The 12,046-nt window shown below is 72.4% G+C and carries 11 protein-coding genes and 1 pseudogene; 5 read left to right on the top strand and 7 right to left on the bottom strand.

What is annotated here, in order from left to right; genetic code table 11:
* Position 1: 1 nt before the first annotated feature.
* The 6 genes from KUM38_RS35675 to KUM38_RS35650 form a co-directional block, all read right to left on the bottom strand.
* On the bottom strand, positions 2-658 hold the full coding sequence (locus KUM38_RS35675; protein ID WP_217135857.1) for a hypothetical protein: 657 nt from the start codon (positions 656-658) through the stop codon (positions 2-4).
* The gene (locus KUM38_RS35670; protein ID WP_217135855.1) at positions 648-1,070 is read right to left on the bottom strand and encodes a hypothetical protein; all 423 of its coding nucleotides are present in this window, start codon (positions 1,068-1,070) and stop codon (positions 648-650) included. Before KUM38_RS35670 ends, KUM38_RS35675 begins: the two co-directional genes overlap by 11 nt.
* A gap of 72 nt (positions 1,071-1,142) precedes the next feature.
* Positions 1,143-1,874 (bottom strand): class I SAM-dependent methyltransferase, encoded by a 732-nt coding sequence (locus tag KUM38_RS35665; protein WP_217135853.1) that lies wholly within the window; start codon positions 1,872-1,874, stop codon positions 1,143-1,145.
* Between the two features lie 141 nt (positions 1,875-2,015).
* On the bottom strand, positions 2,016-4,490 hold the full coding sequence (locus KUM38_RS35660; RefSeq protein WP_217135852.1) for a SpoIIE family protein phosphatase: 2,475 nt from the start codon (positions 4,488-4,490) through the stop codon (positions 2,016-2,018).
* 144 nt (positions 4,491-4,634) lie between these two features.
* The gene (locus KUM38_RS35655; protein WP_217135850.1) at positions 4,635-7,073 is read right to left on the bottom strand and encodes an MFS transporter; all 2,439 of its coding nucleotides are present in this window, start codon (positions 7,071-7,073) and stop codon (positions 4,635-4,637) included.
* Between the two features lie 155 nt (positions 7,074-7,228).
* Complete coding sequence (locus tag KUM38_RS35650; protein WP_073931241.1) at positions 7,229-7,672, bottom strand: SRPBCC family protein; 444 nt, start codon at positions 7,670-7,672, stop codon at positions 7,229-7,231.
* A 325-nt stretch (positions 7,673-7,997) separates the two neighbouring features.
* Between KUM38_RS35650 and KUM38_RS35645 the strand changes: the two genes are divergently transcribed.
* The 4 genes and pseudogenes from KUM38_RS35645 to KUM38_RS35630 all read left to right on the top strand — a co-directional run.
* Positions 7,998-8,216, top strand: a complete 219-nt coding sequence (locus tag KUM38_RS35645; RefSeq protein WP_217135848.1) for a hypothetical protein — start codon at positions 7,998-8,000, stop codon at positions 8,214-8,216.
* A gap of 75 nt (positions 8,217-8,291) precedes the next feature.
* Positions 8,292-8,909: a dihydrofolate reductase family protein gene (locus KUM38_RS35640; RefSeq protein ID WP_217135846.1), complete on the top strand. Its 618-nt coding sequence runs from the start codon at positions 8,292-8,294 to the stop codon at positions 8,907-8,909.
* Between the two features lie 4 nt (positions 8,910-8,913).
* Positions 8,914-9,756, top strand: coding sequence for an alpha/beta fold hydrolase (locus KUM38_RS35635; RefSeq protein WP_217135845.1), 843 nt, complete (start codon positions 8,914-8,916; stop codon positions 9,754-9,756).
* Positions 9,757-10,571: 815 nt separating this feature from the next.
* A pseudogene (locus KUM38_RS35630) lies at positions 10,572-10,667 on the top strand (IS5/IS1182 family transposase); the annotation flags it as partial.
* Positions 10,668-10,777: 110 nt separating this feature from the next.
* Here KUM38_RS35630 and KUM38_RS35625 read toward each other — a convergent pair.
* Entirely contained in the window at positions 10,778-11,356 is a 579-nt protein-coding gene (locus KUM38_RS35625; protein WP_217135844.1) for a TetR/AcrR family transcriptional regulator, read from the bottom strand.
* Positions 11,357-11,425: 69 nt separating this feature from the next.
* On the opposite strand from KUM38_RS35625, the gene KUM38_RS35620 reads away from it, so the two are divergent.
* Positions 11,426-12,019, top strand: coding sequence for a dihydrofolate reductase family protein (locus tag KUM38_RS35620; RefSeq protein ID WP_217135843.1), 594 nt, complete (start codon positions 11,426-11,428; stop codon positions 12,017-12,019).
* The last annotated feature ends 27 nt before the right edge of the window (positions 12,020-12,046 follow it).

The following is a 12,046-nucleotide window of genomic DNA, read 5'->3' as shown; positions in this document are numbered from 1 at the left end:
CTCAGTCACCCCCGCCGTCGCCCTGCCGCTGCGCCTGCCGGGCGCGTTCCTCGGGCGACGGGCCGAACGTCTCGTCCAGCGCCCGGTTCCACTCCCGCTCGTCGATGCCCAGCCGCTCGTTGAGCATCTCCGACTGCCGGCCGCCCTGCCCCTCCGTGAGCAGCGTCCGCCCGGTGTCCTTCCAGGTCTGCTCCATCTCCTGACCCGCCCGGTCCCACGACTCGGCGCTCCAGTCCGGGTCCAGGGCGTCCGGCGTGAACACCTCGCCCCAGCCCTGCCGGGTGATCTCCTCCTCGGAGGCGTGCGGATTGCCGCCCGCCAGGGAGTTGACCCCCACCTTCAGCGCCCCCTCGACGTACTGGTCGTGCTCCCACTGCGTGCCGGCCGCCAGACCGAGACGGTTCGCGATCTGGCTGGCGTCGTGCACCAGGGCCCGCACGCCCCACTCCCACCGCTCGCAGAAGTCCTCGAAGTCGACCGACAGACCGTGGTGCCCCGCCTCCATCCCGGTCATCGACAGCTGGGAGAAGCCCTTGCCCATCACCGAACCGGTCGCCCCGCCCAACTCGCCCAGCCCGTCGATGGTGGCGCCCACCCCCTTGGTGAACTTCGCGACCGACGCCCTGTCGAAACTCAGGTCCACCCCGTCACCGCCCATGACCGCGCTCCCCCCCGACCGCCCCGGTGCCGACGGCGACCCCGTCCGGAACGATCCCGGTGACCGGCGGGAAGAACATCGACCCGTCCTCGGTGGCGATGTCCACCGCGAGACCGGCGGGCTCACCCAGACCCGGCACGATCTCGTCCACGATGCGCGCGCCCAGCAGCGCGGCGTACTCCACCGGCCGCTCCCCCGGGCCATGCAGCAGCGCGAACCGCGCCAGCGCCGTCTCGTCCGTGAACGCGCACACCCACCGCACACCACCCGAACGCGCGCTCCACAGACGCCCGTCGACGGACGGGACCAGCAGGACCGTCCTGCGCATCTCGCCGACCAGCGCCCGAGGGTCGCCGACGCCCGCCCGCCGCTCGGCGATCCGCTCGGCGAGTACCGTCCTTGCCTGCTCCACGACCCCTCCCCCGTCCCGGACGATGACTGATGTGACCGTAGGGCATGACGCGCGGGGCGGGGGAGACGGTTCTCACGCGGACGCGGCGCGTCCCGCCACGAACCAGAGGGACGGCAGTGCGATACGGGTGCCGTCGGGGCCGTGTTCCGTGGTGGTCAGCGGCAGGGTGCCGCTCGCCAGCACGGCCAGTCCGGCCGCGGTCAGGAACTCGGGCACGGCCGCGTCGTCGACCTCGCCGGGGGCTATGCCGTGCCGCAGGACCGGCGCGAGTTTGGGCGGCGGACCGCCGGGGCCGGTCGCGAGGCCCCGCAGGACCGCCCCGGCGGCCTCGGAGGGCTCGACGAGGAAGGCACGGCCGCGGTCACCGACCACCGTGGCGATGCCGTCCACCAGCGCCTGCCGGTCGTCGGCCTCGCACTGGTGCAGCACTCCGCGCAGGTACACGTTGGCGTCGCCGAGTTCGGCGTGCAGGGCCCCCGCCTCGGCCTTCTCGACGGCGTCCAGCCGCCGGTACGCCGCCTGCCCGGCCGGGTCGGCGGCGCGGGCGCGGTCCAGGGCGGCGGCGGAGAGGTCCGCGCCGAGGACGTGCGGGAAGCGGTCGGCGAGGAAGCGGGTCTGGGTGCCGTTGCCGCACCCCAGGTCCACCAGCGGCAGACCGGGGTCGGTCAGATGCGGTTCGAACAGGGCGAGATGGCGGGCCGCGGTCAGAGCGGGCTCCGCGTCCCAGAACACGGCCCCCGGCCCGTCCGGTGCCTCGCGCCAGAAACTCTCCCAGGCCTCCCGGTACCGACTGGTCACGCTCATGCCCGACTCCCCAGGGTGCGACGCCGGCCCGCCCCGTGTGACGGGCCAGTACGGTGTATCGCGCCCCGGGCGCGCGGACAAGCGCGCGGCGCGTTCCTTCACGGCTCGTTCGCCCCGGAGTGCGCCGTGTACCACCGGCGCTCAGCGTCGTCGCGGCAGCGTCAGTTCGAACCACACGTTCTTGCCGGACGTCGTCCGGCTGGTGCCCCACTGGCGGGCGAGGGTGCTGACCACGCGCAGTCCGCGCCCGAACTCGTCCGTCGGCCGTGCGTCGATCAGCGTCGGCAGTTCGTGGTCGTCGTCCTCCACCTCGCACAGCAGCGTGTCGCCGCGCACCAGCCGCAGGGCGACGGGACGGGCGTGGGAGTGCAGCACGGCGTTGGTGACGAGTTCGCTCACCATCAGCTCGGCGCTGTCGACGAGCTTCGGCAGACCCCAGTCGTACAGCTGCTCGCGGACCGCCGCGCGGGCCCGGCCGACCTCGGACGGCTCGGGGGCGATCCGCCATTCGGCGACGTCGTCGGGTTCGATGCCGCCCAGGCGGGCCATCAGCAGGGCCACGTCGTCCTTGCGGCCGCCGTGTCCCGCTTCTGAAAATGTCACAGCGAGCGCGCGGATGATGGTGTCGCAGGCGTCGTCCATGGAGGCGGCCGGGTGGGCGGCGGACTCGCACAGCGTGGCGAGCCCGACACCGATGTCCTCGCCGCGCACCTCGACCAGTCCGTCGGTGCACATCACCAGCCGGTCGCCGGGCTCCACGGGCACGCGCACCGTTTCGAAGGGCACCCCGCCGACGCCGATGGGCGCCCCGGTGGGCAGGTCGAGCAGTTCGCTGCGCCCGTCGGCGGCGCGGACCAGGACCGGCGGGACGTGCCCGGCGTTGGCGAGGCGCAGCTCGCTCGCGATGGGGTCGTAGACGGCGTACAGGCAGGTCGCGAGGTAGGTGTCGCCGAGCCGCTGGGCGAGGTCGTCGAGGTTGCGCAGGAGTTGCGCGGGCGGCAGGTCCAGCGCGGCCATGGTCTGCACGGCGGTGCGCAACTGCCCCATCATCGCGGCCGAGTTCAGCCCGTGCCCCATGACGTCGCCGACGACGAGCGCGGTGCGGGCGCCGGGCAGCTTCACCGCGTCGAACCAGTCGCCGCCGATCCGTCCGAGCAGCGTGCCCGGCAGATAGCGGGTGGCGATGTCGCAGCCCGCCATGCGCGGCGGGATGTGCGGCAGCATGCTGTCCTGGAGCGTCTCGGCGACGTTCTCCTGGTACGTGTACATGCGCGCGTTGTCGAGCACGAGGCCCGCGCGGGCGGCGAGTTCGGCGCCGGTGACCCGGTCCATGTCGTCGAAGACCTGCCGCTCCGGATGGCGCAGCAGGATCATGAAACCGAGGACGACGTGGCGCGCCTTCAGCGGGACGACCAGCATGGAGCGGCCGGTGATCAGCGGCCGGATGTCCCGCTTCTCGAACTGCGAGGCGATGGCGTGGCCCATCTCCTCGCTGATGCGCGGCACGAGGACGGGTTCGCCGGTGGTCATGCACTGGAAGAACGGGGTGTGCGCCGGAAAGGGCATGGCCTCGCCGACGGGGACGACGTCGTCCCAGCGGCCGGGTTCGTCGGTGTGCTCCAGGGCGACCCGGTGCCACAGGGTGGTGGTGTCCGGCACGCCCTCGTCGAACCCCTCACCGGCGACGACCTGTTCCCGCAGGTAGGTGCCGGCGACGTCGGTGAAGCGGGGCACGACGGCCTTGCTGACCTCGACGATGGTGCGCGCCAGGTCCAGGGAGGTGCCGATCCGGGAGCTGACCTCGTTGAGGAACTCCAGGCGCTCCCGCACGGCGGCGTACTCGAGGTCCTCGCCCTCGTCCCGCAGTTCCTCGGGCACCGGCTCGCCGGCCGCGAGGGCGCGGGCGGCCCGCTCCCGCCGCTCCCGGCGTTCGGCGCGCCGGGGCACGCCCCAGTCGGGCGTGACGGGCACCCGGTCGCTCTGGCTGAACTCGAGCACGGGATAACCCAGTTCGAGGACCTGGGCGACGATACGGGCGCTGTCCCCGACGCTCATGCTGGGGAGGATCTCGGGGAGCCGGCGGGCGAGGTCCTCGGAGCCGGGGAAGTCGGTGTGCAGGGCGAAGCCGGGCGCGATCCGCTCGAACGTCCCGGCCCCGTCCGCGCGCAGCAGCCCGTCCGCGTCGGCGGCCAGCACCAGCAGCCGCTCGCGTCCCGGACCCACCAGCGGGTAGGCCCACCACAGCACGTCGACCCGCCCGGCCCCGGCCGCCAGCCGGGCCCGGCCCGCGGCCGGGTAGGCCAGACCGCCGTCGAGGGTGGCGCCGAGGCCGGGTCCCAGACCGTCGTAGGCGGCGTACGCCCCGTACGGGGTGTCCTCCTCTTCCCCGGGCAGGGCTCCGGTCACGGGCAGCAGGTCGACCGCGGGGCGGCCGAGCGCGTCCTCCTTGCTGAGGGAGAACAGGCGCCGCGCGCCCCTGCTCCAGTGGGAGACGAGTCCGTCGCGGTCGACCACGACCACGGCCAGCGGGATACGGCCGGCGTCGCCGTGCCCGGCTGCCGCGCCGTCCCCCGCGCGGCTGTCCGGAGGTGCGTCCCGCTCGGTGCCACGGTCCATGGCCCAGGCCCTCTCTCCCCCGGCTGCGCAAGATCTGTACCGCCGTCACCACCGTACGGCCACGGTCGGCCGCGATGTGTGTCATCGCGGGAATTGCCCGCCTCGGCTCGCACCGGCGTGCGTTCCCGCGCGTGACCGACCGTTTCAGTCCTCGTGGCCCAGCTGGAGGTCGCGTTCCGTCCGGCCGCCGCCGGCCACCTGGAGCACGGTGGCGACCGGTGGGTAACCGGCGGCGATGACGGTGTACTCGCCCGACGACAGGTCCACGAACCGGAAGGTGCCGTCGGGTCCGGTGGTGAGGGTGTCGACGACGTTGCCCGCCGCGTCCAGCAGGGTCACGCGCGCCTCCTCGACGGGCCGTCCACCGCCGGCCCGCACCGTGCCGCGCAGCACGGCGCCGCCCGCCAGTTCGACGTCCTGGCGGGTCTCGCGGGCGGCCTGGACGGTGACGGGGAGGGCGGCCGGGCGGAAGGCGGGCGCGCTCGCGGCGAGCGTGTACTCGCCGGCCACCAGCTCGCTGATGACGTAGCCGCCCTCCCGGCCGCTGCGGGTGCTCGCGACGACCTCCCCGTGGACGTTGGTGAGCGTGACGGCGGCGTCCCGCACCGGTGTGCCGTCGGCGGTGACGACACTGCCGGCGAGACGGCCCGCGCCGCCGAGGACGACGTCGAGTTCGACGGGCCGCTCGCCGACGGTCACGGAGACCGCCTGCGGCTGGTGACCGCCGGCGGCGGCGATCAGGACGTACGCTCCCGGGCCGGGCGTGGCCAGCGCGTACCGCCCGTCCTCGCCGCTGGCGCCGCGGCCGGTCTGCTGTCCGGTGACGTCGATGAGGGTGAGCGCGGCGCGCGGTACGGCGGTTCCGTCGGAGTGCTGCACGGTCCCGCAGACGGGGACGCCGCCGGTGTGCGCCGGGCGGAGCGGGGTGGGGGTCCCCCCGCCCGGAGCGTGGGGGCGGGCGTGCGGCAGGCGCGCGTGGAGGTGCGGTGCGTCCTGGGCCGGGTCGGCGATGGGGGCGTGGTGGGACACCAGTGGTTTCTCCTTGAGGAAGAAGGCGATGAGCAGGCCGAGGACGAGCACGGGCACCAGATAGAGGAAGATGCGCGGCATGGCGTCGGCGTAGGCCTGCACGTAGGCGTCGCGCAGCTCGGGCGGCAGCGCGTGCACCAGCTCGGGGGTGATCGACCCGGCGTCGGGCGGGGTGCCCGCGCCGGCGGGCAGGCGGTCTTCGAGCGCGTCGGTGAGCCGGCCGGCGAAGAGGGTGCCGAAGACGGCGGCGCCGACGCTGCCGCCGATCTGCCGGAAGTAGTTGTTGGCGCTGGTGGCGGTGCCCAGGTCGGCGGGGCGCACGGAGTTCTGCACGGCGAGGATCAGCACCGGCATCACCATGCCGATACCGGCGCCGAGGACGGCCGTCCAGATGCCGTAGTGCAGCCGGGGAGTGCCGGTCTCCAGGCGGGACAGCAGCCACATGCCGACGACGGAGAGCGCGGTGCCGACGATGGGGTGCCACCGGTAGCGGCCGGTGCGGCTGATGAGCTGCCCGGAGATGACCGAGGCGCCGACGATGCCGCCCGTCATGGGCAGCATCAGCAGTCCGGACTCGGTGGCGGAGACCCCGTCGACCATCTGCAGATACGTCGGCAGGTAGCTGGCGGCGCCGAACAGGGCGACACCGGTCACCAGCCCCACCAGGCCGGTGACGTTGAAGACGGAGTCCCGGAACAGCCGCAGTGGGATGAGGGGTTCGGCGGCGAAACGCTCGACGACGAGGAAGAGGACGCCGGCCGCGGCGGCGCCCGCGCCGAGGCCGAGGACGACGCGGGAGTCCCAGGCGTACTCGGTGCCGCCCCAACTGGTCAGCAATACCAGACAGGTGGAGGCGGCGGCCAGCAGAAGGGTGCCGAGGACGTCGAAGCGGGCCCGGACGGCCGGCTTGGGGAGCTTGAGCGCCAGGGCGACGACGGCCATGGTGACGATGCCGAAGGGGACGTTGACGTAGAAGCACCAGCGCCAGGAGAGGTGGTCGGTGAAGTATCCGCCGAGCAGCGGCCCGGCGACGGACGCGAGGCCGAAGGCGGCGCCGATCAGCCCCATGAAGCGGCCGCGCCGCCTCGCGGGCACGATGTCCGCGATGATCGCCTGCACGCCGATCAGCAGGCCGCCCGCGCCGATGCCCTGCACCGCCCGGTAGGCGATCAGCTGGTCCATGGTGGACGCGCGGCCCGCCAGCGCGGAGCCGACGACGAACACGAGGATCGCGAACTGGAAGACGCCCTTGCGGCCGAGCAGGTCGCCGAGTTTTCCGTAGACCGGCAGTCCGACGGTGGCGGTGAGCAGGTAGGCGGTTATCGCCCAGGACATCCTGTCCAGGCCGTGCAGCTCGCCGACGATCTTCGGGAGCGCGGTGGCGACGATCATCTGCTCCAGGGCGGCGAGCAGCAGCGCCGACATCAGGGCGAGGAAGACCAGCCGGACCCGGCGCGGGCTCAGACCCTGCTCCACGACCGGTGCCGGGGGCGGCGGGCCCCCGGCCGGCGGTGCCGTGACCGGCTCGTCCTGCGTCAGAGTGATCCCGCCCACGTGCCGCTCCCCTCGTCGCACCGCCGGACAATTCCCGCGTAAAAGCGACAACTACGAGCAAGCACGGCAAGTTACGGGACAGAGAAGGGGCGCAACGAGATCACTCGAACCGGTGAGAAGTCAACTCCGCACCGTTTACGAGGGATTGCCGCCCCTCACTTCTCGACCTCCGCGGCCAGCCTGGCCAGCAGGGCGTCGTAGATACGGGCGAGCCCCTTGGGCGCGAAGGTCTTCTCGAAGAAGCCGCCGATGCCGCCCGCGCCGTTCCACACGGTGGTCACGACGACCCGGGACCGGCCCTCACCGGCCGGGGTGACCCGCCAGGTGGTGACCATGGAGGAGTTGCGGTCCTTCTCGACCAGTTCGCCGTCGGTGGGCTCGGTGACCTCCAGGAGGCAGTCGCGCACGCGCTTGCTGGTGGCCTGGAGCTTCCAGTGCACGAGGGTGCCCTCGCCGTCACCGCCCTCGCGGACCTCGTACTCGCTGTACTGCTCGGGCAGCACTTTCCCGCGGGTGCCGCTGTAGTCGGCGAGGGCGTCGAACACCGTTTCCGCGTCCGCCGCGACGATCCGCTCCGTAGTGGCCTCGACCTGCGCCATCGCTTACCTCCAGGGCATGGGTTCTCGGGGTCGGGGCAAGCCAACCACCCCTGTGCCCGGCCGCCCAAATCGGGGGGTTCGGATGTGATCGGGAGGGTGACCGAAGATGTCACTCGCACGATCAAGGGAACACTTGTTCTATTCTGTGCCGCAGCGACATCGCGGAGGCGTCATGCGCTGGGAGAAGCTCTCACCGGGCTCCGGACACAGCCGGGCCGGCACCGCCCTGCCCGGCGCGGAGACGGTCACGGCCCGCACATCCGGCGCGCCCGGATCCCGCGGCACGCGCCTTCCTCGACGGCCCATTCACGGGAAGTGGTTTCTCATGGTCAGCGCACCGCAGGCCGACAGGGTCTGGAAGAACATGACCGCGTCGATCATAGACCGGGATGATCACGGACGGCAGCCCGCCGTACCCCGGGCGGGAGCGGCCGCGTACTGCGCGCTGCTCCAGGGCGGTGGCGCGGGCTCGGCGGACGGTGCTCCCGCCAAGCAGTGGCTGCTCCTGCGCAAGCGCACGACCGAGCGCCTGAAGGACCGGTGAGCCCTCGCAGCGGGGTCCGCGGCACGCTTCGCGCGTGAGCGATGAGTTCGGGCGGCGGATCGGGTCTGCCCTGGTATGACTCGAACCATCGCCGACATCTCGGTCTCCCTCGACGGCTTCGTCACCGGACCCGACCCCGGCCCGGACAACGGTCTGGGCACCGGTGGCGAGGCCCTGCACACGTGGGCGTTCTCCGACGACCCCGACGACCGCCGGGTCCTGCGCGAGGGGACCGCCCGCTCGGGCGCCGTCGTCCTCGGCCGCCGGCTCTTCGACGTCGTCGACGGGCCGGAAGGCTGGGACGACACGTCCGGCTACGGCGCCGGCGAGGTCGGCAGGCCCGCGTTCGTCGTCGTGACGAGCTCGCCGCCGGAGTCGGTGCGGACGACCGACCTGGACTGGACGTTCGTCACCACCGGTCTGCCCGACGCCGTCACCGTCGCACGCGAGCGGGCCGAGGCGGCGTCGTCGGACAGCGGCAAGGACCTCGACGTCGTCCTCATGGGCGGCGGCGCCACGATCGGCTCGGCGCTGGAGGCCGGGCTGGTCGACGTGCTGGCGCTGCACCTCGCGCCCGTCGTGCTGGGCGCCGGGACACCACTGTTCACCGGCGGAGCGCCGCGCACGCTGGTGCAGCGGGGCGTGATCCCGACATCGACCGCGACGCACCTGTCCTACGACGTCCTGAGGTGATCCGATGACCACGGTCGACACCAAGGGGATCGCCTTGGGCGTCGAGTCGTTCGGTGACGACGACGCGCCGCTCGTCCTGCTCGCGGGCGGGACGACGATGCTCTCCTGGCCCGACGCGCTGTGTGAGCGCCTCGCCGCCGGCGGGCGTCGTGCGGTGCGCTACGACCTGCGTGACAGCGGGGAGTCGACGACGGCGGATCCGGAGGCGCCCGCCTACACCCTGCGCGACCTCGCCGCCGACGCGGCGGCCCTCGCCGACGCGCTCGGCGGCGGGCCCGCGCACCTCGCGGGAATCGGCGTCGGCGGGATGGTCGCCCAGGTGGCCGTGCTCGACCATCCGGGCGCGTTCTCGGCGCTCACCCTGGTCGGCACCCGCGCGGTCGCCCCTGGCCCGCCCGACGACGACCTCCCCGACCACGACCGGGCGACGATGAGCCGGCTGTTCGCGCGTCCGATGCCCGATTGGACCGACCGCGAGGCGGTCGCGGAGTTCGCCGCCGCCGGCGCGGAGATCCGCGGCGACGATCCCGTCGCCGCGCGCGCGATCGCCGCGCGCGTCTGGGACCGCACGCCCGGCACCGCGCCCCCGGTCCAGATGGCCAACCAGCTGGGCATGGTGTTCTCCCGGCTCGACTGCGGACCCCGCTGGCGCGAGCGCCTGCCCGGGATCGAGGTCCCCACGCTCGTCGTCCACGGCCGCCGCGACCGGTTCTTCCCCGTCGGCAACGGCGAGGCGATCGCGCGCGAGATCCCCGGGGCACGGCTGCTCGTCCTCGAGGAGGCCGCCACCGCGATCCCCGATGCGGCGGTCGGCGAGGTCACCGAGGCGATGCTCACGCTCGGATAGGGGACGGCGGGTGCCGCGCGGGTCCGGCCCCCACGCAGCAGTGGACGTCGGAGGCTCGTTCCGGCCGCGCACCCGCGATCGGCACGATCCCGGCCCGAGGTCGTACCAGGACGCTTCTCCCGATCCATACGTTGTTCTCGCCGTGCCGGGCGACCTCGTGCAGGCCCAGTCGCCGGTAGAGGGCCCAGGCTCTCTGGTTGGCGGAAGGACGTCCGGAATGAGGTCCGGGCCCTGCTGGCGGCGTGCCGCAGGAGGCTGCGGGTGCCCCCTGTCGATGCTGCGTCCCTGGTGGTCGGGGTGGAACTCGCAGAGAACAGGCCCGCCGCGATCACTCGTCCCGAGCTGTTCCGCCCGCCGAGCCGGGATCGGGCATGGCCACCGGGTCAGAGTCGATCAAGAAAGCGGTGCTTTGCCCTGTCTCACCGTGAATACCGTTCTGAACTGCCTTCACGCTGGGGTGAGATGACCGTCACCAAGCTTCCGGGACCCGCCCTCGCCGCCACGTTTCCGGCCTCAGCCACCGCCTGCGGCGCGTCGTCCGTGCCGGATGTCTCGGCGAGCACCACGACCGGCTAGGGGTCCACCGAGACGCGTCGCTCGGCAAACCCCGAGCGGCCGGTCACCGCCACCATGCCGGATGTCATCGACGGCAACGCCGGGCGTGCGTACGAGCAGATGAGTTCCGAACTCGACATGGCCTTCGAGGACGCGAAGCGAGCTGCCGCTCGGAGTGGTGCAGTCCTCGTTGACCACCGTAAGCACGGGCGTGCCTCCCGACCGACGCGGCATCGTCGGCCTTGCTCGATGGCCGCTTTCGAACCTGGCGGCTCCCGCGCAAGCTCCGAAGCTCCACCACCCGCATCACCAGCCTTGTCCAGTCCGTCCTCGCCCTCCACCTGGCCTGCTCAAACCGAGTGCCTGTGAGAGATCGCCGGGACCGGATAGGCCAAGGGCGGCACGCGCCGAGTCCACGGTCCACTTCCACTGCGGCCGGGTGGCGTTGTTTCCAGGGACGAGTCATCTACTCCGCCGCCACGATGCGTTCCACCGCGGCCGTCACCAGTTGTTCACGCTCTGCCTCCGTGAACACGTCCGGCAGGGTGAGCTGCTCAACGATCAGCCAGTTCAGCGTCAGTATGAGCAGCTTGACGGCCGTGGCGTCGCCAGGGAGGCGGGAAGCCTCGTGATAGGCGACGTTGGCGTCGACGTCGGCTCGGACCCGTTCAGTGAGGACCTTGCGCAGTTCGGGGCGACGGGTGGCCTCAAGGCGAAGTTCCAGCAGTGCGAGGTAACCGGTGCGGAAGGCGGCGATACGGCCGACGAGCTCGCGCATCAGCTCAACGTAGGTCTCCCGGTCGCGGCCGGCCGTTCTCTGGCGGGCGATGGTGGCCTCATCGGGCTGGAGCCGCTCGTACACCCGGGCGCCGGCCTGGGTGAACAGGTCGTCGCGGCTGGCGAAGTAGTTGGACGCCGTGCCGACGGGAACGGCGGCCTCAGCGTCAACGGCCCGGAAAGTCAGGCCGCGTGCGCCTTCCCGGGCCAACACCTCGATCGCCGCGTCAACGAGGGCCGCGCGCCGCTGGTCGTTCCGTCTCACCATTGACACCACTCCAAATGTAGTACTACGTTTAAACCACTTCAAGCAGAGTACTACGTGTGGGGGATCTCTATGCGAAAGCTCGTGTACTACATCGGCGTCTCGCTCGACGGCCGCATCGCCGGCCCCGGCGGCGAGTTCGACTTCTTTCCGCAGGGCGACGAGCAGCAGGCCACCGCCTACTCGGCCTGGATGAACGCGCTGTACCCGGAGACCGTCCCGACCGCCTACCGCGCGGCCGTCGGCGTCGCCGACGCGTCCAACCGGCGTTTCGACACCGCCGTCATGGGCCTCGGTACCTACCGCCCTGCCCTCGACAACGGCATCACCAGCCCGTACGCGCACCTGCGCCAGTACGTGGTGTCCAGCACCCTCAAGCCGGACACCGACCCAGCCGTCACCGTCGTGCCGGGCGACCCGCTCGCCCTCGTCCGCGACCTCAAGGGCGAGGTGGGCACCGGCCTGGACATCTGGCTCTGCGGAGGCGGCCGGCTCGCGGGCACCCTGTTGCCCGAGATCGACGAGCTGCTGATCAAGACCTATCCGGTCGTTGCCGGTGGCGGAATCCCGGTGGTCGACGGTGCCTTCGACCCCACCGTCTTCGACGTCGCCGAGCGCACCGCCTTCCCCAACGGTGTCACCCTCACCCGCCTCACCCGACGCTAGGGGTCGTTTGGATCACCGGGCGGACCA

Source organism: Streptomyces sp. AC558_RSS880 (assembly GCF_019049255.1).
GTDB lineage: Bacteria > Actinomycetota > Actinomycetes > Streptomycetales > Streptomycetaceae > Streptomyces.
The sequence above is the reverse complement of the archived record's forward strand: the minus strand, read 5'-3'. Positions and strand labels throughout refer to the sequence as shown.